The sequence below is a fragment of the candidate division Zixibacteria bacterium HGW-Zixibacteria-1 genome (genome assembly GCA_002838945.1).
Classification (GTDB): Bacteria; Zixibacteria; MSB-5A5; order GN15; family PGXB01; genus PGXB01.
In genome coordinates, this window is sequence record PGXB01000004.1 from 45,399 (window position 1) to 67,327 (window position 21,929).

A 21,929-nucleotide genomic window follows, 5' to 3' on the forward strand; every position below is an offset into this window, starting at 1 on the left:
TAATTGCACAGAGTGGCACTATTCTCATATCATGGATTGATTTAATCCACTCATAGGAACTAAACCCCAAACCTCTTGTTCAAGAGTACACACTTTTGAGAGGATTACATGATATGAAGATAACACTTTCAGTGTTGCTGGTTATTCTTATACTGGCACCGATTTCATTCGCCCAGATGTCGGCCGTCGATCACAAGGCGTCTCCGCCATCGACACCGAACACCGCCAAGAACAACGCCAATCAACCTTCGAACCTGATCGGGGATTACACCGCGAACAGTGAGAATGTCGGTTGCACGATTACTGATCCGGCGAAAAATAATGGCACAGGGAACGGAACCCCGGCGATTCCAGAGCCGGCCACATTGATTCTGCTGGGCGCCGGAATAGCGGCGATCGGTATAAGACGAAGATTCAAAAAGTAAAATTATGTCTCTTTGGAAAGACGCGGCTTTGACAGGGTCGCGTTTTTTTATTTTCTTTTCTTGAAGACAAAGCGGACCGGGATGCCCTCAAAATCATAGCGCGCCCGGAACTGATTCTCGATAAAACGAAGGTAGCTTTTCTGCAGAAGATCGGGATAATTGCAGAAAAACATGAAAGTCGGAGGGCGGACACCGCTCTGGGTCACATAAAAGAGCTTTATATATTTTCCCTGCACGGCCGCCGGAGGTTGTTTTTGAGTAAGTTCCTCCAGAAAATTATTGAGTTCAGGGGTGGCAATTTCGATGTGCCAGTTTTCGTAGACATGATCGACCAGCGAGATAGTCTTAAGGACCCGCTGGCCGGTCAGGGCCGAGATATATATAATAGGCAGATATGAAATGGTTTTGGCGAATTCACGGATTTGCGTGGTAAAAATATCGGCGGTGCGTTCATCCTTTTCGATCAGATCCCACTTGTTGACCACCATGACAATGGCCCTCCGGGCCTCGACAGCATCCTCGATAACTTTGAGGTCCTGAACGGTCAGCCCCTGTGAGGCATCGACCAGGACCATTGCCACATGGCAGCTCTCGATGGCTTTCAGGGTGCGCAGGGTGGTGAAATACTCGATATCTTCCTTGACCTTGGCTTTCTTCCTCAGACCGGCGGTGTCGATCAGGACATACTTCTTCCCGTCCAGCTCGAACGGGGTATCGACGGCATCGCGGGTGGTCCCGGGAATGGGCGAGACAATAACCCGCTCCTCGCCGATCAGGCGATTAATAAGCATCGACTTGCCGACATTGGGCTTGCCGATAACCGCAATTCGAACCGCCTCGGACTCATCCTTTTCGTTTTCGACCGATGGGAGCATTTCGACAATAAGATCAAGTGTCTCGCCGATATTCCGCCCGACCGTGGCCGAGATGGCCATCGGTTCGCCCAAACCCAGTCTCAGGAATTGGAAACGCTCGTACTCCTGGATGTCGTTATCGGCCTTATTGGCCACCAGAAGGACTTTCTTGCCCGATTTTTGAAGTTTGGCGGCGATACGCTCATCGACTTCATCGGGGCCGGTTCGGCTGTCAACGATAAAGACAATCAGATCGGCCTGATCGATGGCGGTTTCGGACTGCTCGAGAACCAGCCGGCTGATGCCGGTTTTGGTGTTGGGAATCATGCCGCCGGTGTCGATCAGGTAAAATTCGCGCCCGGCCCAGTCGCACAGGGAGTAGTTCCGGTCGCGGGTGACGCCGGGGGTATCATCGACAATGGCCAGCCGTTTGCGCAGAAAGCGATTGAACAGCGACGATTTCCCGACATTGGGCCGTCCGATTAATGCCACCAATGGAATACTCACGCCAGCACCTCTTTTAATGTGTCGATCATACTGTAATCCCCAACCTCAATCCTGATGCCCGCTTCCTTCCGGAACTGTTCGAGCGAGATATTATCCAGAAAAAGCATGTCGTTATTTAAGCAGTTCGGGGGCAATAAAGCAATATCATATTTGCCCGCTGTCCTTTTAACCTGTGCCAGGATATCTTTCCCGGTCAACAGCCCGCTGACTGTAACACTCTTTCCCCAGAAATGGTTCTCGACCGGGAATAAATCTATGATAAAACCTTCTTTTTTCAAAGGGGTTATTATGCTGTTATTAAAAGCCGAATAGGCCGAGACGCCGGTCATGACAGCGACTTTCTTTTTTCGGGTTAGATTCTTTATATTTCTTTTTCGCCGGTTGAAATCGGTGATAAAAAGGCGCATCATCCCGATCCCGTTTTCGAATTGCTCCATGGTTTCGTAATCAGCCAGCCGCGGCAAGGCGTGCCCGGCCAAAATATAGAATTCGTCGGCGGCGAAGACAAACCGTGTTCCTTCCCGTTTCAGAAATTCTTTCTGTTTGGAATGAATGGAATCGATCATGTCATCGGCTTTGATTTTGTCGAAAGGCGTTAATTGCGGAAGTTTTTCGCGGTAGCGGGTCAGGCCGACCGGCACGACACCGAGAGTCTGCACCGAAGGGTAAAGCGAAAAAAGATCGCTGATGGTTTTATCGAGATGGGCGCCATCATTGATGCCGGGGCAGACGACAACCTGCGTATGAAACATAATGCCATGCTCGGCCAGATGACGCAGTTGGGGCATGATCGGAGGAAGGTTCTTGTTGTTGAAGAGATGCCGCCTTAATTCGTCTTCGGTGGCATGCACCGAGACATAGAGCGGCGACAGCCGTTGCTCGACGATGCGCCGGATGTCGTTATCATCGATATTGGAAAATGAGACAAAGTTGCCGTGCGTGAACGAGAGCCGGAAATCATCATCTTTGACATAGAGCGAGCGGCGCATCCCCTTGGGCTGCTGGTGCACGAAACAGAAGATGCATTTGTTCTTACAGCGGCAGATTTTGTCATTCTCGAAAGTCAGACCCGGGTCGGGCGGACATTCGAGTTCAAAACGGTGGATCAGGCCGCCGGTATCCTCGATTTCAAGCAACAAGGATTCCTCGGCCGACTTGAACATGAAGTCGAGATTATCCTTTACCTCTTCCCCGTTGACTTTAAGCAGGTTATATCCGGGCCGGACATAGCGGAACAGCGGGGAGTTTTTATCAACCACAGCGATTTTCATGGGAAGTAATATATTGATTCGGGCGGCAAATCCAAGGGAAAAGGTGTGGGTACATGTGTATGGCACGCATCGGATTAATTAGGCGATTTCAGCGCTATATTGAAGATACGGAAAATCGCCTTAATGTGTTATTATTCAATGAATTTCGAGTTTGTGCCAGGCCTGGTATTAAATTACCCAGTCAAATATTCTTGACTTATTCTTAGAACATTTGATATATTTTCTGGATTAATAAAGTAAAACTGTTGGCGTAATCCAATCGGATAAGTCAAATAATATCAGGAGATTGAGTAATGAATATTCCATCATTCAATTTTTCTCTTCAGGACTTTCTGGCATATTTTGTTCCCGGAACATTGGCGCTATTGGCAATAGTCATAATCTTGCTGCCGACTCCATTGTTTGATATAATTTCTAATTTAAATCCAGGCATTGGGACTCTTTTGATCGCCGCAATTTTAGCATATCTTCTTGGAGTTGTTTTGTCCAGTTGCACATTTAATTATGAGAGGAATATTTATGAAAAGAAGGGGGAACAGGATCCGAGGGAATGCTTTATTTTTGAGAAGGAAAACTACGAAACTAATGAAAATTTCAAAGCCGCGGTATTATCAGCCTTCTATAAATTAATGCCTTTGCCAGACCAAGCCTCAGTCAATATTGGCAAAAATTCAAATCGTGAATGGTCTACTTTGCATTTTTATATGTCTCGATCAATTGTAATGAGAATGGCTCCGGAATGTGCCGCGGCCGCGGAGCGCCAGAATTCGCTAAGGCAACTTCGAAGGAATTGTCTATGGCCTTTTCGAATATTGGGATTTGCAGGAACATATTGGGGAATTCTATTGATCTTATTCTCATGGGACTATTCTCGCTGGATTTATTATATTTTTCCTGTAGACAGGGACCTTTCAGGATTTCCCATACATGGAGCATTATTGGCAATTTCAGCAGTAATACTAATCAGGTTATTAATAAAACTACATATTAGAAAAGGGATGATTCGTAATCGTCGAAGAGAAGCAAGAGAAATATATACCGGTCTTATTCTGCTGGCACAATCTTATAATAGAGACAACGATAAGTCAGCAACGGCCGGCGATAGAAATATTTCTATCAATAAAGAGGCCAACGATACTGGTTTAACGTCAGACAATGATAATGTTTGATACCAGAAGGCCTAAACAAAATTGTTACAAAGATATATTCTTATTTATATAATATAATTACTATGGTCTATATATGCATAAGCGACTACAAATTGTCGTAAATGATTTAAGGCGTTTATTTAGGAACCAGATTAATATACCGCAAATCCGGGAAAGACCCTGCAAAGCTAAACTAATTGCAATGGATGAGCATATACATTATGAGGTTGTATCATTTTTTCATAGTATTAATATGCTGCAATTAATAAACGATAGATTTGCAGCCGATAGTGTTGAAACAAGGGAAACAGTGCAAAATGTTTTAATAGAGGCAATAGGAACTCATATCAGAAATCTATTTCATTTTTTCTACGGCAAGCCTAAATACAATGAAGATATTATTGCAGAAGACTTTTTTCAAGATGTGAAAATTTGGCGTAAATCCACTGTCCGGCATCGAAACATGTCTGAAATCAAACGAATCAATAAGCGCATAAGCAAAGAAATTGTGCATTTATCTTTAGGCGGATTAGATGTAAAGAATAAAAATTGGAATAAGGATTGGGAAGTTGCCTATAATTGTTTTAAGTATACTTTTATTGAATTTCTCCGGCTTGCTCCGCAAGAACTGCTTGGTGCGAGATTAACGGGCGAAAAAAATAATTTTAAAAACAGCGGATTGATATAGTCCGATTTAAGATCACACCATTACTTGCGGCCCGGGTGCCCCACAGCTTGCTGTGGGATCGCATGTCCTGGCAATCAATCTTGTTTTCATTGCTTTAATTACAAAAATAATATTCCTCGAATCCGATTTATAACCCGTTTTAAATCCAACCCAAAGTCCGCCAAGGCGGATGGGGCACCCAATCTTTATTGCCCATTTGTTATCTTGGGCTGATATGAAGATTATTCGGGGATATTCGAGGCCAATAAAAAAAGCGGGCGATGGGGGTCGAACCCACGACGTCAAGCTTGGGAAGCTTGCATTCTACCGCTGAATTACGCCCGCTTATATGCTTGTGTTGTCTTCTAAACTTATCTCGAAAGTCCCGTCAAGTCAAGTCTTTTGTCCGCGGTCAAACCACGGCCCCGATAATACAGCCGACCGACATCAGCAGGCCGACCAGAAAATGAATCTGAATGGTTCCGGCCTGGGCCGGAATGAATTCTTTGAGATTTTGATATTCCCGGGCAAAAATGCGCACGGTTTTAAGGGCAATCGGCAATGACAACAAAGCTGCCAGCGCATAAGGGGTCAATCCGGCAAAGATAACCAGCAACACGACCCCGGCATAGTTGCCGAAAATGAGAAAATAATACCCGGCGCGTGCGCGGCTTTTACCGAACGTAACGACCAGATGATTTTTGCCGACCGATTTGTCGGCCTCATAATCGGGAAACTCGTTAACATAAAGAATGGCGGTAATCAAGAACCCGATCGGGAACGAGGCCCAGAAAGAGAGCCAGCTGAAAGAGCCGGTTTGGACAAAATATGAGCCCATGATGGGCAGGATGCCAAAACAGGCCAGAATGGACAATTCCCCGACCCGGTTATATGAAAAGGCAAATCGGGTGGCGGTGTAGAAAAACCCTCCGATAAAGCCGAGCGCGGCCAGAATCAGCACCCAGTAGCCGGGCGTATGGAAAAAGAGATAGATCCCGGCGGCAAGGGCTATGCCCCAGCAGATAAAGGCGGCGGTCAGGACGGCGCCCGGTGTCAGGATATGATCCTGAATCATCCTTGACCCGCCCGAAAACGGCGTGAAATGCGGGTTGACGTCATCATCGGTGGTTTTGTGGTCATAGTAGTCGTTGGCCATGTTGGCGGCGGCATGAGCCGCCACAACGCCGATCAGCGTAACGAAGAACAGAAGCCAGTGAAAGCGGCCGGTTTCATAATAGGCCAAAGTCGAGCCGAACAGCACCGGGATGATGGTTCCGGTAAAAAACGGCGCCCGGGCGGCCTTTATCCAAAGTATAAAAGAATTCATAAATAAAAATCCTGCGTTTTGTAATTAATATCCTTGTGACCGCCGGAATATAAAGCCAGGCGAGGTCTCAAATCAACCTATTTTTCATCTTTTCTAAGGCCGGTGTAGCGCACCAGGATAATAGTGATTTCATATAGAAAATACATCGGGCCGGCCAATAATAATTGCGAGAAAACATCGGGGGTCGGTGTCAGAATAGCGGCCGCTACCAGGATCAGGACCAGCGCATACGGGCGGCCCTTGCGGAGAGTGCGCGCCGAGATAATGCCGATTTTGCCGAGGAAATAGCCGATGACGGGAAGTTCGAAGGTCAGGCCGAAGGCCAGAAGCATCATCCCGGCGAAAGAAACATAGCTGTTGACAGTGATAATAGGCGTCATGACATCCTGGCCATAGCCGACCAAAAACTTGATGGCATAGGGCAGGACAACATAAAAACAAAAGGCCGCGCCGCCGAGAAACAAAATAGAAGCGAAAAAGACAAAGGGAATGACGGCTGATTTTTCTTTGCTATAAAGGCCCGGCGCCACGAAACGCCAGATTTGATATAGAATGACCGGGGCGGCCCCGATGATGCCGGTATAGAACGATATTTTCAAATAGGCATAAAAAGAGCCGGTGATTTCGGTAAAATGGAGTTTGATATCACCCAGTGGGAAAACAATAAACTTAAAAATATGCTCGGCAAAAACGAAAGAGACGCCGGCGACGACGGCGACGGCCAGAATTGATTTGATTATGCGCCAGCGAAGCTCTTCGACATGATCCAGAAACGGCATGTCGCTTCGGCCGAATCTCTTTTTGGTTTCAGGGTCCGTGGTTTCAGTCATAGTAAAAGTGAATTAGTAACGCAAGTCGCTATAAGTCAACTTATTTTTCAACCAACAGGTAATGAAAGGATTACAGGCTCAGCCGAGGAGTTTTTTTAGTTCTTCGAAAAACTCGGTTTTGTCCTGGAATTTGCGATAGACAGAGGCGAAACGGACATAGGCGATATCATCGATCTCGCGGAGTTTCTCCATGACCAGTTCGCCGATATATTTGCTGGTGACTTCGCTCTTGGAGCGCTCCTGCAGACGGGCCTCGATTTCATCGACGATAGCTTCAATCTTCTTGACCGAGACCGGCCGCTTGTTGCAGGCCAGCTTAATGCCGCGGTGAAGTTTTTCATGGTCAAAAGGCTCTCGTCGGCCGTCGGATTTCAGGACGGTCAGGGTGACATTTTCGATATATTCGTAGGTAGTAAAACGCTCCTTGCATTTGAGACATTCGCGGCGTCGCCGCACGGCACGACCGTCCTGGGCCGAGCGGGAGTCGACGACTTTGTCCTCCTCATGTCCGCAGAAGGGGCATTTCACAGCGGCAGACCCTCGACTTTGATATCTTTGTTGTTGACGATAAGCGTCTTGATGGACACTCCGGCTTCCTCGAGCATTTCTTTCGAGAGATCATCGGGGTACCCCTCCCCTATGAAAATTTCCCTGATGCCGGCATTGATGAGAATCTTGGCGCAGAGAATACAGGGAAAGGTGGTGGAATATAATATTCCGCCGGCGACTGAGACGCCCGAAGTGGCGGCCTGGATGATGGCATTCTGCTCGGCATGGATGGCCCGGCAGAGTTCATGACGCTGACCTGATGGAATGCCCATCTGTTCGCGCATGCAGCCGATATCAAGGCAGTGCCGAAGGCCGGACGGGGAGCCATTGTAGCCGGTGGCGAGAACCTTTTTGTCTTTGACAATGACGGCTCCAACCTGGCGGCGAAGGCAGGTGGAGCGGGTGGCGGCCAGCTGGGCGATTCGCATGAAGTATTCGTGCCATGACGGCCGATTGTGATTGTTGTTTATATTCATTGAGGCAATCTAATAAGCTGTTCAAACCGGCGCAATTAAAATTTTGGCGGCGGATTTGTAGTCGATATCGAAGTATTCGGCGGCGGAGCCCTGATTGACGGCTATTTCGAGATAACCGAAGGAATTAATATAGCAGACGGGTTGTCCGATTTTGACCGAGCCGAAAGTGGTTCGGACATATCCAATATTGTGATCGTTCAGGTGGACATTTATCCTGCCGGCGGGCAGATCGGGCGATTTCAGCGAGGTCACGAGATTGCCGAAGCGGTCGATATAGATAATTCGCCCAAGAGCCATATCGGTTTTCCTGGCCTTCAGGGGTTTGGGCCGGACAATAGATTCAAGTTCGGGGCCGAACCGATCGGGCTGGACACCCAAGGACAGATAGGCGGCAATGGGGGCGAAAATATCCCGGCCGTGAAAAGTCGGTGACACATCTTTCAGGAAATATTTTTTCTTCGTTAGCGAAATGATTCTACGGATCTGCTTTGGGCCCAGGAACGAAAACAGGCCGTTATCGGGGCCGACAAAAAAGTGATCCTCGGTTTCGACGACGAGGGACTTGCGCCTGGAGCCGACACCGGGATCGATAATACCGAGATGGATAGTGCCGGGCGGGAAATTGTGGTATGAGGTCTCGAGCAGGTAGCTTCCCGCTTCGATATTAAAGGGCGGGGCATTACTGGAAATGTCGATTATACGGGCACACGGGTTCAGGTATAATATTATCCCCTTGATGATTCCGGCATAGTTGTCGATCAGGCCGAAATCAGTCGTCAATGTGATGGTCGGGCAATTAGTATTTACAATTGCCAAAAGCTGAACCCCACTTCAGGATCCGGTTTTCTGAACAGTTTTTCCTCGAAGACCTTGATATATAATTCGATAGTAACTGAAACGGTGGCCTCATAGAGATGTCCGGTATAGGCGCACAGGGATCGCTCCGAGACGGTCGCATGAAGATGCACAAACGGCTCGCCGGTGGTTTCGACCCAGGATATATTTCCGGTCAGGTTACCGACTTCGAGGTTATCTTTAAACGTTTTCTTGAAATATTCTTTTTGTTCTATGTCGAATATCCCCAGGGTGGCATCGGTAATGGCCCCGATGCCGTTGATTATTCCGGATGGGATATTTTGCTGTCTGACGAATTCAGCCAGTGAAGCGACCACTTTATCGCCCTTTTCGAGGCGAACCAGGAAGCCGTCTTTCACTTTGCGGAATTTCACTCGCTGGTCTCCTTATCGAGCCAGTCGAGATAATCGGGGTTGCCCTCGGCCACAGTCAGGGCGAGAACCTCAGGAATTTCATAGGAATGAGCCTCGCGGATAAATTTAATCAGCCGTTCGACTTTTTTGGTGGTGGTTTTGGCGATGAGCAGGCTTTCGATATCTTTTTTCTGTCCACCTTTCCAGTTATAAATGGACTTGACGGTATCGACAATATTTACGCAGGCGGCCAGTTTGCTTTCGACCATTTTCTGGGCCAAATCCTCGGCTTTGTCCGGGGGAACGGTAATCATAACGACTCTAAAAGCAGACATACAGCGACCTCTCTTTATGTTTTAATCTTTCTTTTCAGTTTTCTTTCAAGCGACTCCACTTTACCGGTCAGGCGTTTTTTGGCGCCCTTGCGGTCATCCATGGTCATGACCATATAGACCCTATTATTATTTCGGCGCATTTGCAGGCGACATTTATTAATAAGTTTCATTATTGCCTCCCACTCCCCTTCCACGACGGTGGACATGGCGGAGGTTTTATAGGAAAGGCCCGATTTATCGATAATATTTATGATTTTGGCAACTTCGGCGGAAGCCGACTCCTTTTTCCCGACTGGGAACATGGAAAACTGGATTAGCATAAATTACCTCATAAGGATTTTCGCATTTATATGCATTTTAGTCAAGACAAAACTTTTCCATAATAATCATGTCGATATCGCAGATATAACGAGGCTTGGCGGTTTTTTATTGGAAACGATTGAGTCCAAATCACAATGAAATATTCACTCCTTCTTTATATATGCTCTGGCCATTTGATCGAATGATATCTCCTCGTAATAATCTGAAATGAATTTTTCAATTGGCTCCGGGATAACCTCGGAGAAAGTCAGTATTAATTCAGGTTTATTCTGGCTCATGATCTCAACTGACATGGCGACCATTGCATCGTTAATTTCGCGTTTATAATACCAACCGATGGGCGATGGATTTCTTCGATTTGTCAAAAAATAGACTCCCGGAAAATCAGGATAGACAAAGATATTCTCGCCTTTTATGCTATGTGACTCAATGAATTGAACCATGCTATCGACATATTGAACGTTTCCTTCGGTCGATTTTATGCCGCCCAGTTTCTTGCAATTAAAATGACTGCTAAGGTATTTCGGACCGCGATCTTTATAAACAAATTGATGTTTATGATATATGCTTAACAATGTTATAATAAGAAATATCACATATACTGTTGTACGACCGAATTTGAGGATAGTGACATTACGAAAAATCAGGTAAGAAACAGGCAAGGCAAACCCCGCGCCTACGTTGGCAAAAAACAAACCGCCATAATTAAATCCGGCAAGATATTGAATAACTATGGCATAAATAATTAACGGCGTAAAGGCAGTAAACGAGGTACAATTAGCATAATATTTGTTCGCAGCAGAATTGCTGTAGTATAATGTTGCTGCAGCATATGTCAGGAATATTATAAAAAATATAAAATTCCTCGTATTGTCAATAACTGCCAATCCATATATGCCGAATAGAATTAAGACTATGGCATATAAGAGCCACTTTTTCGAATTGGAATTGTTAAGAAGTACAACCGCCACTATCATTGGAAAGGCAGCTTTAAGGGCAATTACGTTATCCTGGAATATTGAGAAATAGAGGCTGTAACCGCTGCACACCCGAGGAAGAACAAGGACATTGTTATAAAACGCCATAAGTGAATCTGTGAAGAATAAATAACCGGCGAACAATACAACCGGAATAAACAAACCCGCCATGACCTTTAGCATTTCCCAAAAACCCGGAAGAACAATGTCTTTGCGCAGTAATTTTATAATAATTATTATTAATAATATCAAAGGAATCAGCAGAAAATAATTCTGTTTTGCCATACCAGCCAGAAATCCGAAAAGACCTGCCACATAGTACTTCTTTATGTCAAAAAAGAGGACAGACAGAATCGCAAAAAACAGGCCATCATAGCTGTACCAAGGGAAATCCAGAAGCATGGTCATTACATTGTAGGATAGAAATAGCAACAATAACAACTCTATCCCTCGGCAAAATCTCTTATATAAAAATGATGTCAATATAACCATCAGAGAAGATTGAATGACCAGAAATATTCTGGCGCCAAGCAGAGTATAACCGTCCTTAAAAATACTCATTAGAAAGGCCTGGATATATAATGATAAGGGAGTTCTTAGAAAATAGAAATCTACATATGGTTTTTCTCCGTCCAAAATCCTTTCGGCCATTGATTGAAGATAACCCTCATCCATCACAAGGCTATATCCATAACCGACATATAGAATATTATAACCAATGACATAGGCCAAAAATACCAGATATGGCCAAATTGATGCAAAAAAGGCCATTTCGAATCGAAATGACCCTTTTAAGTCTGTAGCCCACATATAATCAGCAACACCTTCAGATTATTTCTTTCTCTCCGAATAAAGCGGGAATTTATCACAAAGCGACTTCACTTCCAGCCTGATTTTTTCCAGGGCGGCATCATCATTCATATTGATAATGGCGCGATCGATGAAATCGGCGATGGTTTTCATCTCGTTGATACCCATACCGCGGGTGGTCAAAGCCGGAGTGCCGATACGGATACCGGAGGTCACAAACGGCTTGCGGGTGTCGAAAGGCACCGTGTTCTTATTGACGGTGATACCGGCTTTATCGAGAGTGTTTTCAACCTTTTTGCCGGAATATTCGCGGTCAAGGAACGACATCAGGAAAAGATGCGTATCGGTGCCGCCGGAGACGATGTGATAGCCGCGGCCTTTCAGCTCTTCGGCCATGGTTCGGGCGTTATCGAGAATCCGCTTCTGGTAGCTTTTGAATTCGTCGGTCATGGCTTCTTTGAGCGCAACCGCTTTGGCGGCGATAATATGCATCAGCGGGCCGCCCTGAATGCCGGGCATAACGGTGCGGTCGAGATCGGCGGCATATTTTTCTTTGCACATAACCATCCCGCCGCGAGGGCCGCGCAGGGTCTTATGCGTGGTGGTGGTAACGAAGTCGGCATAGGGAATCGGCGACGGATGCAGATTGGCTGCGATCAGGCCCGCGATATGGGCGATATCGACCATCAGGTAGGCGCCGACAGCATCGGCCGCTTCGCGGAAGCGCGGGAAATCAAGGGTGCGGGGGTAAGCGGAAGCGCCGGTGACGATTAGTTTTGGCTTGATTTCTTTGGCCAGCGCAATCAGTTTGTCCATGTCGATAACTTCGGTATCCTTCTCCACCTGATAGGCGTGAAACTGGAACAATTTACCGGAGAAATTGATGGGGTGGCCGTGCGTCAGGTGACCGCCATGCGAGAGATCCAGCCCCATGACTTTGTCGCCAGGTTCGAGAATGGTGAAATAGACCGCCATGTTGGCCTGCGAGCCGGAATGCGGCTGCACATTGGCATGTTCACAGCCGAACAGCTTTTTGGCGCGTTCGCGGGCGAGATCTTCGGCGATATCGACAAATTCGCAGCCGCCGTAATATCTTTTGCCGGGATATCCTTCGGCATACTTGTTGGTCATGATCCCGCCGGCGGCTTCAAGGACCGCTTCGGAAACGAAGTTCTCCGAGGCGATCAGTTCCAGCTTGTCCGATTCGCGGTTGGTTTCCTTGAGAATCGCTTCATATATTTCGGGGTCGGTTTGTTTGAGATATGACATAGCTTCTTACCTGTCTAAATTTCATTATTAAAGCAGACCGCTGCGCGGCCCGCTTTTTATTATATGCAATATATATTAATTTTCTTCAGCGTCTTTAATTTTATTCAGCCGCCGTTCATGGCGGCCGCCCTCGAATTCAGTCCCCAGCCAGGTTTTTAGAATATCTTCCACGTCATTGAGGTCGGTGTATTTCTGGGACATGGTCAGGACATTGGAATCATTATGGAGCCGCGCATAATAGGCCATATCCTTGTTCAGGCAAAGGGTGGCGCGGATGCCTTTGACCTTGTTGGCGATGATGGTCATACCGTTGCCGGTCCAGCAGACCGCAATACCGCGGTCAACCTCTCCCCCGGCGACCGCCCTGGCCACGCGCAGGCCGTAATCGGTATAATCGACCGAGTCATTGCCCCCGGTGCCGAAATCGACGACACCATGGCCGAGTTGAGTCAGGATCGACTTGACTCGTTCCTTCAACTCAAATCCGGCATGATCCGAACCGATGGCAATAGTCATATTATCCCTCATTTATTTTGCCGGGACGCTGTTCTTCTTCGGGATGTATGTCAACCAGCCATAGATGTCTTCAGCGCGCCCTTCGACAATGTCAAACAGACGGGTCTGGAGTGTTTCGGTAATCGGCCCGCGGCGGCCTTCGCCGATCTGAATATCATCGATAAATGAAATCGGTGAGATTTCCGCGGCGGAACCGGTAAAGAATACTTCATCGGCAATATAAAGCATCTCGCGCGGAATGCTTTGCTCGACGACCGGAATATTAAATTCCTTGGCCAGGATCATGACCGTGTCGCGCGTGATGCCAGCCAGCACCGAAGATGACAGCGACGGCGTGATCAATTTGCCGTTGTAAACAAGAAAGACGTTTTCGCCCGAGCCTTCGGAAACATGGCCGTAAGTATCGAGAGCTATACCCTCGACATAGCCGCGGGAAAGCGCCTCGAGTTTGATAAGCTGACTGCCCATATAATTGGCGCCCGCCTTGGCCATCATCGGCATGGTATCAGGAGCGTTTCTTCGCCATGATGAGACACAGACTTTTACGCCCTTCTCCATCGCTTCCGGTCCGAGATATTTACCCCATGGCCAGGCGGCAATAGCCACATCAATCGGGCACGGTGTGGGATCGACACCGAGAGTATCATACCCCCGATATACAATCGGGCGAATATAGCAGGCATTGAGGTTGTTGGCGGCGACCACCTCGAGCGCGGCATCATAAATCTGCTGCTTGGTAAACGGGATTTTCATCCGGTAAATCTTGGCGGAATTGAAGAGTCGATCGACATGATCCTGGTGACGGAAGGCGGCCGGCCCCTGGGGCGTCGTATAAACGCGCTGGCCCTCGAAAATCGCTGAACCGTAATGAACTACATGGGAGAGAACATGGATTTTGGCGTCATCCCAGGGAACCAGTTTACCGTTCATCCAGATATAATCGACTTTATTAAAAGGCATAAACCCTCCTGAAATATCAAAAGGTTATAAGAAGCGTCTGGTCGAAATATATAGGATTGGGCGCGCAAATTCAAGGTTAAATGCCCCACTTTGTGAATTTTTTCCCGAAGAAGCGGGGAGTTTTGGACCGGTCTGCTCAACAAAGGAATTATTGTTGATTATTAAAGTTATAGCGTAAATGTTGGAAATAAGCAAATATGGAGATGACGATATGATTAACATAATCCGGGCCAAAGAGCGACATTTTTCGGATTTTGGGTGGCTGAAAACTTACTGGTTGTTTTCATTTGCCGATTATTATGATCCGAATAACATTCAATTCGGGGCGCTGCGGGTTTTCAACGATGATGTGGTCGAGCCCGGTACCGGGTTTCCGACGCATCCGCATCATGAGATGGAGATAGTCACGGTTGTTTTAACGGGTATGATGAGAAGACATTGAAAGGCCGGAAAAAGTAACGTTATTTAAGAAGGGCAGATCCTTCGAATCTCAGGAGAACTGTGGACAGGCCTCCTGAGTCTCGCAAGCCCTGAGCTTCGAAGGGAAGGATCTGCCGCCCACAAAACAAAATAACTCACTTAGAGGGAGGTTCAAATGCATTCATCGATCAAATTCACGAAACTGTGTATGGGTTTTCTTCCGGTATTAATGCTCGTATTAATTATCGGTTGCGGGAAGAAAGCCGAAATTAGTATTAATTATACAGATGCCGCCAAAATGGCCGCCATCTATGAAGAAGCGCGCGATACTTATAATCTTGAACTTCTGGATGAAATATATGCCCCTGATGTAATTATCCATGATCCCGGGTCGCCGGAGCCGCTAATGGGACTGAAGGCACTGAAAGATTACTATAATAATTCGCATGCCATGTTTTCAGACCTTAAAATAAAAATGGGCAATACATTCATTTCAGGTGACAGGATAATCTGGGAGTGGACATTTACAGGCACCAACACCGGCCCGATGGGTGCGCTTCCGGCGACAGGCAAATCAGTCAAATTTTCGGGTATTGCAGTTGATAAGATACAAAACGGGAAAATCATCGAAGAGTGGGTATTTTTCGACAGGGTCAATTTATATCAGCAGTTGGGCTTTACCCTGATGCCGCCGCAATAAGATGATGATATTGCATAAATGTCTGGACAGATGTGGACATCTACCGCCCGCGTAATTATTTTGTAGTAGGGTAAATTGATATCAACTCTGCGCAATAAATTACTTTATTGTGTCGTTTTAGAGTACCTTTTGAGACCAAGTGCTTCCATTAAACCCAAGTGAACTCTATAAATTGTAGAGCTTTCATCAAACTGCGATCGGGGGTCTTTATATCTATAAATCCATTCTGATCCACCATAACCACTACCACCGACCTTGTAGTAGCCTACGATTGAAAACTCAAATAATATCTTCAAGATATCAATCGGTTGAATTTGATTCGGCAGTAAGTTTTTTCGCTTTTCGTAAGCGGTTAGGAAATCTGAAGTATTAAACTGTAGATAGCCTATAGATTTAAATATTTCTAAATATATCTTATAGTCAACAATATGTTTGTGAAGTTCATCATCTAATTCGTTGAGGAGATAATTACTATAGTCATTTCTAGCCGTATTTATGTCAATATTTTCAAATCTATTCACTATTCGCGTTGCATCAATCTTTTTATTGTTCTTAAAAGACTTAAGGACCATATTACAAAAAAGAATTATATCTCTGGGACGCAGAAATGTCCTATCCAAAATATGTTGATATTTACTTTGATGTCCCGACATATCTTTTGACTCATCGAAAACATCATCCCATATTATAGCGTTCTCATCTGATAATAATTTATTGAATCTGTTTTCCATCAGTTTTTTTAATGTCGGCGAATTATCTCTTTCGTCCCATTTAATCTCCGTCATAAAATTCTGGGTCAATTTATTTTTGTCCTCAAATTGAAGATGAGAATAGATATCATCACGAAGAAATACTACTATTGAAAGTTTTTTATTATTTTGTTTAGCTTCAGTAAATATATCTCTTGCAGCAAGTAATAGGCCAATTAGACGACTTGAATACTCATTATCTTTCGGATCAAAATTTAAATCCAATTGATCAAAACATACAAAATATTTATTGTCTGGATTCATGCCATTTATCAGGCATTTTTGTAGATTTTTGTTAACCTCCTGAAAAACTGTTGGTAATTCATCCATTGGAAATTTCTCCAATGAAATTCCGGCTTTTAAGGGCCCACATTCTATTTTAAATGTGGGGTGTATTCTTAATTTTTTTGATTTACCAAATATTTGAACAACATCTGGGTCTTTTGTGCCATAGGAATCAATCACAAATCTTTCTACTTTTTCAAGATTAACTTGTGCGTCATCCGAATATGGTTGCGAATTGTCAAAATTCAATAGTATCTTTGACAGCGATATATATATTAAGTATTTCCAGCTGTGAATATATTTTTCATGCTCGGGCATGCTATTTACCGCCAAACGTTGATGCAAATGCCACGGATAATCGGTGAAATTATGACCGAAGGCAAAAGTGTCATGATCTTGCCTCTTTAATAATTTTCTGTAAATCGCTGTTTTTCCACTTCCTTTTCTACCTATAACTAGAAATTTTGAAAAATCGCAAATTTCCCGATAGGCCGCATGATCTTCAAAACATTCGAGCAAAATGTCATCCATGTCGGCATCAACGGCGCCAAATTGATTAATTTCCTCCAGATTTTTCATATGACCCACCAAAAGCTAAGTTAGAATCGGCAATAATAGTATAAAGTATATTTGAAAAATACATTGTCAAGGATTTTATTTATAATATTAAAGAAGCAAAATTAGTGCTTTTAATAAACAGGCAGGATCGCTTATCCCCAATTAAATCGGGAATTGCGGTCCTGCCTTACTATTATCTACTAATTTCTAAATTTACAAAAATACTATTTGACCTTCGCCTGCAACTCCCTGATGGCTTCGCGGGCGATCACCATGCGCTGGATTTCAGAAGTCCCCTCCCCTATCTCGGTCAGTTTCATGTCCCGGAAATAACGCTCGGCCGGGTATTTCTCGGTCAGGCCGTCGGCGCCGCATAATTGAATGGCATGATAGGTGTTGTAGTGGCAGGCTTCGGACGCATACAGCTTGCACATCGCCGAATATTTGGTGAAGGGAACCTTGTTGTCCTTCATCCAGGCGGTTTTGTACATCAACAGGCGGGACGTCTCGACTTTCATGGCCATGTCGGCCAGTTTGAACTGCGCCCACTGCTGGCGCGAGATCGGCTTGCCGTTCTCGAGCCGGCTCTCGGAAGCTTTGACCGCCACCTCGAACGCGGCCTGGGCCAGCCCGACCGCCATGGCGCCGATCGAAATGCGGCCGCCATCGAGAGTGATCATGAACTCCTTGAAACCGTTGCCGATTTCACCGAGAAGATGCCACGCCGGAAGCTTGAGATCATCGAAATGCATGTAGGCGGTGTCGGAACCGCGGCAGCCGATTTTGTTCTCCTTCTTCCCGGCCGTGAAACCTTCCATACCTTTCTCGACGACGAACGATGATATCCCATGCACGCCGCCTTCATCGGAAGTGCGGGCGGTGGCGATGGCATAGTCGCAGACATTAGCCGAGGTGATCCAGCATTTGGTACCGTTAAGAATGTAGCTGTCACCGCTCTTAACCGCCTTGCTCTTGGTGCCGCCGGCATCGGAGCCCGCTTCGGGCTCGGTCAGCCCGAAGGCAATCAGGCTGCCTTTGGCCGCCTTGGGCAGATACTTCTGCCGCTGCTCCTCGGTGCCGAACATCATGATCGGGCAGGTCCCGAGGGAGTTGTGGGCGGCATGAGTCAAACCGGTCGAACCGCAGACACGAGAGAGTTCCTCGACGATGATGGCATACTCGACGGTCGAAAGACCAAGACCGCCGTAATCTTTGGGGATGAGACATCCCCACCAGCCTTTGCTGTTGACGATCTCATGGACTTCTTTCGAGTATTTCTGCTCACGGTCGATCTCGGCGGCGTGCGGTGCGACTTTCTCCTCGCAGAAGGCGCGCACATCCTGTCTGAAGTCCCGATATTTAATATCAAAATCCATACTCAATCCTTCAGAAGGTCACGTGAGATGACGATTCTCTGCGCCTCTGACGTTCCTTCATAGATTTCGGTCACGCGGGCATCACGGAAATACCGCTCGACCGGGTATTCCTTGACGTAGCCGTAACCGCCGTGAATCTGCACCGCCTCATTGGCGACAAAATTAGCCGCTTCCGAAGCATACAGTTTGGCCATTGATATTTCGCGCGAAAAGCGGCCCTCGGCGTCTTTGAGAGTCGCGGCGCGGTACACCATCAGGCGGGCGGCATCGATCTGGGTGGCCATGTCGGCCAGCTTGAACTGGATCGCCTGAAAAGATGACAGTGTCTGCCCGAACTGCTTGCGCTCTTTGGAATACTTGAGCGCTTCGGAATAAGCGGCTTCGGCAATACCCAGCGCCTGAGCGCCGATACCGATGCGGCCGTTGTCGAGCAGCGACAGGGCCACTTTGAAGCCGTGGTTTTCCTGGCCAAGCAGATTCTTGCAGGGAACTTTGGCATCCATGAAGGCGAGTTCGCGGGTATCGGAGCACTTCATGCCCATCTTTTTTTCGGGTGAGCCAAGCGTCAATCCGTCTGTCCCCGGTTCGACCAGAATAGCCGAGATTCCCTTGGAGCCGAGTTCGGGGCTGGTCAGGGCAAAGACAATAAAGATACCGGCATGACAGGCGGTCGAGACCCAGTTCTTGGTGCCGTTGAAAATGAAGTGATCGCCTTTGGGGATGGCCTGGCAGCTCAGGGAGCCGGCATCGGTCCCGGAATTAGGCTCGGAGAGCGAATAGGCGCCGATAATTTCACCCGCTGCCAGTTTGGGCAGATATTCCTGCTTCTGCTCAGGCGTGCCATACATTTCGATGGCCTTGATGACAAGTGAATTGTGGACGCTGATGGGAATGGCAAAACCGGCGCAGGCCTTGGAAATTTCCTCGATGGCCAGCGCATAGCTGAGGGTATCGACTCCGGACCCGCCGAATTCTTCGGCGGCCATCAGTCCGAAAAAGCCCATCTCGGCGGCCTCGCTGAGGAGTTCCTTCGGCATTTCCGATTTTTCATCCATCTCCTCGGCAAGCGGCGCCAATCTTTTTTGGGCGAATTCCCGTGCCAGGTCGCGGACCATTATTTGATCTTCGGTTAAATTGAAATCCATTTTATTCTCCATTATTGGGAGTAATCATAGAATCCTTTGCCGGTTTTCCGACCCAGGTGGCCGGCTTCGACATATTTCTTGAGAAGCGGGCACGGGCGGTATTTGGGATCGCCAAAACCCTCATGCAGCACATTGAGAATGGCCAGACAGACATCCAGCCCGATAAAGTCGGCCAGTGTCAGCGGGCCCATCGGGTGCGCCGTGCCCAGCATCATAACGCTGTCGATATCCTTGACCGTCCCGACTCCTTCGAAGAGTGCATAGATCGCCTCATTAATCATCGGCAGTAAAATACGATTGGCGATAAAGCCGGGATAGTCATTGGCCGGTACCGGGGTTTTCCCCAGTTTTGCGGCTAATTCCATGGCAGTACTGAAAGTCTCGTTGGAAGTGGTAAAACCGCGAATCATCTCAACCAGCTTCATCATCGGAACCGGATTCATGAAGTGCATCCCGACAACGTCGCCGGGACGACCGGTGGCGGAAGCCAATTTGGTGATGGATATCGAAGAGGTATTGGAAGCCAGAATGGTCCCGGGGGGACAGACCGAATCGATTTTCTTGAAAATCTCCAACTTGACATCGAGGTTTTCGAAAACCGCTTCAATGACAATCTGAGCCGCCTTGACATCATCGAGACTGGTGCTTCGTCTGATGCGGGCCAAGGCCTTGTTTTTATCTTCTTCGCTTATTTTTTCTTTCTTGACCATTCGGTCGAGATTTTTGGTTATGGTGCTGATAGCGAGATCAAGGAACTCTTCCCTGGTCTCCACCAGAATTACATCATAACCGGTCACGGCACATACATGCGCGATACCATTACCCATAGTCCCGCCGCCAATGACGGCGATAGTTTTTATGTCGTCAACTTTCATAGTCCTCAAACTCCCAGTGTTATACCAGTTCAATTGCCATCGCGACGGCATTACCTCCGCCAAGACAGAGCGTAGCCAGTCCTTTTTTAAGTCCTCTGTCTTTCAAAGCATAAATAAGGGTCGTCAGAATTCGCGTTCCGGAGGCGCCGATGGGGTGCCCGAGGGCGACAGCGCCGCCATGCACATTGACGCGGCTCCAATCCCAGCCCAGTTCCTTGCCGTCGGCAAGGGCCTGGACAGAGAAGGCCTCGTTGGCCTCAATCAGATCGAAGTGATTGATATCATTTATGCCCATTCTGCCCATAAGTTTGCGAACCGCATAAATCGGGGCAAAGAAAATCAATTCGGGATCAATACCGGCGGCGGTGTACTCGACGACACGAGCCAGCGGAGTCAGATTATGCTTTTTGAGATATTTTTCGGAAACGATGACGGTGGCCGATGAGCCGTCATTAAGCCCGGGCGCATTGCCGGCAGTGACGGTGCCGTCCTTTTCGAAGGCCGGTTTCAGTTTGGCCAGTCCATCTATCGAGATGTTGGCGCGGGGGCATTCATCCTTGTCGTATATAACAGGATCGCCCTTTCTCTGCGGTATTTCTACCGGGAAAATCTCATTTTTGAATTTGCCCTGATCGATGGCGGCCATCGCCTTTTTGTGAGAATTATAGGCGTACTCATCCTGCTCCTCACGGCTGATGCCGGCTTTGCGCCCGGTCAATTCGGCAGCGCTGCCCATGTGCCAGTTTTTAAAGGCGCACCAGAGACCGTCGAGAACCATGGAATCCTGCAGTTTCTTGTCGCCGAATTTGAGCCCGCCCTTGGCGCCATGGAGAACATAAGGAGTCCCTGACATCGATTCCATACCCCCGGCAATTATGCAATCCTGGTCACCGGCGCGAATGGATGCGGCCGCCAGCATGACGGCCTTTAGCCCGGAGCCACAGACTTTATTTATGGTCAGGGCCGGAACCTCGGCAGGCACACCGCCATGAATGGCGGCCTGACGCGCGGGCGCCTGGCCGACACCGGCCTGAACAACCTGCCCCATGATAACTTCATCTATCGTAGCGGGATCGATTCCAGCTCGCTTCACAGCCTCTTTTATGGCCAGAGCCCCCAACTGAGTAGCGGTAAACGCGGATAAACCGCCCAGAAAAGTGCCGATTGCGGAACGGCACGCGGATGCTATATAAACTTCGTTGTCTGCCACTATCTCCTCCAGATTCTTAATTTTTATAGGTTTTATGTATTGAAATTATATAACAAATTGACGACCTTAAATCAAGTGAAACGTACTTTTGGAACGATAAAACGAGATTAATTTTTGTTGACAGTGACTTTTTCGCAAACTTATTTGCTTCAACTTGTTAT

Annotated in this window: 24 protein-coding genes and 1 tRNA gene; 5 read left to right on the forward strand and 20 right to left on the reverse strand. The window is 47.2% G+C overall.

The annotated features are described in order from the left end of the window. Window positions 1-113 precede the first annotated feature (113 nt). Window positions 114-425: a hypothetical protein gene (locus CVT49_02765; protein ID PKK84515.1), complete on the forward strand. Its 312-nt coding sequence runs from the start codon at window positions 114-116 to the stop codon at window positions 423-425. 47 nt (window positions 426-472) lie between these two features. Here CVT49_02765 and der read toward each other — a convergent pair whose 3' ends face one another. Both der and CVT49_02775 read right to left on the reverse strand, forming a co-directional pair. Then, the gene (gene der, locus CVT49_02770; protein ID PKK84516.1) at window positions 473-1,786 is read right to left on the reverse strand and encodes a ribosome biogenesis GTPase Der; all 1,314 of its coding nucleotides are present in this window, start codon (window positions 1,784-1,786) and stop codon (window positions 473-475) included. Then, complete coding sequence (locus CVT49_02775) at window positions 1,783-3,057, reverse strand: hypothetical protein (GenBank protein ID PKK84517.1); 1,275 nt, start codon at window positions 3,055-3,057, stop codon at window positions 1,783-1,785. Before CVT49_02775 ends, der begins: the two co-directional genes overlap by 4 nt. 293 nt (window positions 3,058-3,350) lie before the next feature. Between CVT49_02775 and CVT49_02780 the strand changes: the two genes are divergently transcribed. Together CVT49_02780 and CVT49_02785 are read left to right on the forward strand one after the other, a co-directional pair. Next, the gene (locus CVT49_02780) at window positions 3,351-4,226 is read left to right on the forward strand and encodes a hypothetical protein (protein PKK84518.1); all 876 of its coding nucleotides are present in this window, start codon (window positions 3,351-3,353) and stop codon (window positions 4,224-4,226) included. A 181-nt stretch (window positions 4,227-4,407) separates the two neighbouring features. Beyond that, window positions 4,408-4,893: a hypothetical protein gene (locus tag CVT49_02785; protein PKK84519.1), complete on the forward strand. Its 486-nt coding sequence runs from the start codon at window positions 4,408-4,410 to the stop codon at window positions 4,891-4,893. 252 nt (window positions 4,894-5,145) lie between these two features. On the opposite strand, the gene CVT49_02790 is transcribed toward CVT49_02785, so the two are convergent. The 13 genes from CVT49_02790 to CVT49_02850 form a co-directional block, all read right to left on the reverse strand. After that, window positions 5,146-5,217, reverse strand: a tRNA-Gly gene (locus CVT49_02790). Between the two features lie 67 nt (window positions 5,218-5,284). Beyond that, complete coding sequence (gene menA / locus CVT49_02795) at window positions 5,285-6,199, reverse strand: 1,4-dihydroxy-2-naphthoate octaprenyltransferase (protein ID PKK84520.1); 915 nt, start codon at window positions 6,197-6,199, stop codon at window positions 5,285-5,287. A 77-nt stretch (window positions 6,200-6,276) separates the two neighbouring features. Next, complete coding sequence (tatC, locus tag CVT49_02800) at window positions 6,277-7,029, reverse strand: twin-arginine translocase subunit TatC (protein PKK84521.1); 753 nt, start codon at window positions 7,027-7,029, stop codon at window positions 6,277-6,279. Window positions 7,030-7,107: 78 nt separating this feature from the next. Then, a complete protein-coding gene (locus tag CVT49_02805) occupies window positions 7,108-7,557 on the reverse strand; it encodes a transcriptional regulator NrdR (protein PKK84522.1) in 450 nt (149 codons plus the stop codon). Beyond that, entirely contained in the window at window positions 7,554-8,054 is a 501-nt protein-coding gene (locus tag CVT49_02810) for a cytidine deaminase (protein ID PKK84523.1), read from the reverse strand. Before CVT49_02810 ends, CVT49_02805 begins: the two co-directional genes overlap by 4 nt. Window positions 8,055-8,075: 21 nt before the next feature. Next, on the reverse strand, window positions 8,076-8,870 hold the full coding sequence (locus CVT49_02815) for a hypothetical protein (GenBank protein ID PKK84524.1): 795 nt from the start codon (window positions 8,868-8,870) through the stop codon (window positions 8,076-8,078). Beyond that, window positions 8,858-9,283: a DNA-binding protein gene (locus CVT49_02820; GenBank protein ID PKK84525.1), complete on the reverse strand. Its 426-nt coding sequence runs from the start codon at window positions 9,281-9,283 to the stop codon at window positions 8,858-8,860. Before CVT49_02820 ends, CVT49_02815 begins: the two co-directional genes overlap by 13 nt. Further along, complete coding sequence (locus CVT49_02825) at window positions 9,280-9,597, reverse strand: cytochrome C biogenesis protein CcdA (protein PKK84526.1); 318 nt, start codon at window positions 9,595-9,597, stop codon at window positions 9,280-9,282. The genes CVT49_02820 and CVT49_02825 overlap by 4 nt, the downstream gene beginning before the upstream one ends. A gap of 14 nt (window positions 9,598-9,611) precedes the next feature. Then, window positions 9,612-9,917, reverse strand: a complete 306-nt coding sequence (locus CVT49_02830) for a hypothetical protein (protein ID PKK84527.1) — start codon at window positions 9,915-9,917, stop codon at window positions 9,612-9,614. A 144-nt stretch (window positions 9,918-10,061) separates the two neighbouring features. Beyond that, window positions 10,062-11,666: a hypothetical protein gene (locus CVT49_02835; GenBank protein PKK84528.1), complete on the reverse strand. Its 1,605-nt coding sequence runs from the start codon at window positions 11,664-11,666 to the stop codon at window positions 10,062-10,064. 60 nt (window positions 11,667-11,726) lie between these two features. Then, window positions 11,727-12,974 (reverse strand): serine hydroxymethyltransferase, encoded by a 1,248-nt coding sequence (locus CVT49_02840; protein PKK84529.1) that lies wholly within the window; start codon window positions 12,972-12,974, stop codon window positions 11,727-11,729. 75 nt (window positions 12,975-13,049) lie between these two features. Then, window positions 13,050-13,490: a ribose 5-phosphate isomerase B gene (gene rpiB, locus CVT49_02845; protein PKK84611.1), complete on the reverse strand. Its 441-nt coding sequence runs from the start codon at window positions 13,488-13,490 to the stop codon at window positions 13,050-13,052. A 12-nt stretch (window positions 13,491-13,502) separates the two neighbouring features. Beyond that, entirely contained in the window at window positions 13,503-14,450 is a 948-nt protein-coding gene (locus CVT49_02850) for a branched chain amino acid aminotransferase (GenBank protein PKK84530.1), read from the reverse strand. 211 nt (window positions 14,451-14,661) lie between these two features. Between CVT49_02850 and CVT49_02855 the strand changes: the two genes are divergently transcribed. Continuing rightward, the gene (locus CVT49_02855; GenBank protein PKK84612.1) at window positions 14,662-14,892 is read left to right on the forward strand and encodes a hypothetical protein; all 231 of its coding nucleotides are present in this window, start codon (window positions 14,662-14,664) and stop codon (window positions 14,890-14,892) included. A gap of 153 nt (window positions 14,893-15,045) precedes the next feature. After that, complete coding sequence (locus CVT49_02860) at window positions 15,046-15,570, forward strand: hypothetical protein (protein PKK84531.1); 525 nt, start codon at window positions 15,046-15,048, stop codon at window positions 15,568-15,570. 104 nt (window positions 15,571-15,674) lie between these two features. On the opposite strand, the gene CVT49_02865 is transcribed toward CVT49_02860, so the two are convergent. From CVT49_02865 to CVT49_02885, 5 genes are all read right to left on the reverse strand, one after another. Beyond that, window positions 15,675-17,183, reverse strand: coding sequence for a hypothetical protein (locus CVT49_02865; GenBank protein ID PKK84532.1), 1,509 nt, complete (start codon window positions 17,181-17,183; stop codon window positions 15,675-15,677). A 203-nt stretch (window positions 17,184-17,386) separates the two neighbouring features. Beyond that, the gene (locus CVT49_02870; GenBank protein ID PKK84533.1) at window positions 17,387-18,538 is read right to left on the reverse strand and encodes an acyl-CoA dehydrogenase; all 1,152 of its coding nucleotides are present in this window, start codon (window positions 18,536-18,538) and stop codon (window positions 17,387-17,389) included. 2 nt (window positions 18,539-18,540) lie between these two features. After that, the gene (locus CVT49_02875; protein ID PKK84613.1) at window positions 18,541-19,683 is read right to left on the reverse strand and encodes an acyl-CoA dehydrogenase; all 1,143 of its coding nucleotides are present in this window, start codon (window positions 19,681-19,683) and stop codon (window positions 18,541-18,543) included. An 11-nt stretch (window positions 19,684-19,694) separates the two neighbouring features. Further along, window positions 19,695-20,558: a 3-hydroxybutyryl-CoA dehydrogenase gene (locus tag CVT49_02880; GenBank protein ID PKK84534.1), complete on the reverse strand. Its 864-nt coding sequence runs from the start codon at window positions 20,556-20,558 to the stop codon at window positions 19,695-19,697. A 19-nt stretch (window positions 20,559-20,577) separates the two neighbouring features. Continuing rightward, window positions 20,578-21,768 (reverse strand): acetyl-CoA C-acyltransferase, encoded by a 1,191-nt coding sequence (locus CVT49_02885; protein PKK84535.1) that lies wholly within the window; start codon window positions 21,766-21,768, stop codon window positions 20,578-20,580. Window positions 21,769-21,929: the final 161 nt, after the last annotated feature.